Raw genomic sequence first — 652 nt, forward strand, 5'->3', positions numbered from 1 at the left:
GCCTATCCCCGCAGGCGGGCGATGTTCGCGGCGTACGTGTCCGGGCCGCCGGCGAAGGTGGCGGTGCCGGCGACCAGCACGTCGGCGCCGGCCGCCACCGCCAGGCGCGCGGTCTCGGCGTTGATGCCGCCGTCCACCTGCAGGTCGACGGGCCGGCCGAGCGCGTCGATGCGCCGGCGCAGCTCGCGGATCTTGGGGAGCTGGGAGGCGATGAAGCTCTGGCCGCCGAAGCCGGGGTTGACCGTCATGACGAGGACGAGGTCGATCTCCTCGAGGACGTAGTCGAGGGCCGACAGGGGGGTGGAGGGGTTGAGCGAGACGCCGGCCCGCGCCCCCAGGCTCTTGACGAGCTGGACGGTGCGGTGCAGGTGCGGCCCGGCCTCGGCGTGGACGGTGACGATGTCCGCCCCGGCCTTGACGAAGTCCGGCACGTAGGGGTCGACCGGCGCGATCATCAGGTGGACGTCGAAGACCCGGCGGCTGTGCGGGCGCAGCGCCTTCACCACCGCCGGGCCGATGGTGATGTTGGGCACGTAGTGCCCGTCCATCACGTCGATGTGGATGTAGTCGGCGCCGGCCGCGTCGATGGCGCGCACCTCCTCGCCGAGCCTGGCGAAGTCGGCGGACAGGATGGACGGGGCGATCTTGACCG

The 652-nt window shown here is 72.5% G+C and carries 1 protein-coding gene; it reads right to left on the minus strand.

The features are described 5' to 3' along the window. Positions 1–2: 2 nt before the first annotated feature. Positions 3–652 (minus strand): ribulose-phosphate 3-epimerase (gene rpe, locus ACSBPG_RS32030; RefSeq protein ID WP_435541302.1); only part of this gene is annotated, 650 nt, incomplete at its 5' end.

Origin of the sequence: Azospirillum sp. ST 5-10 (genome assembly GCF_051225715.1) — a bacterium.
In the GTDB taxonomy this organism is placed as follows: Bacteria; Pseudomonadota; Alphaproteobacteria; order Azospirillales; family Azospirillaceae; genus Azospirillum.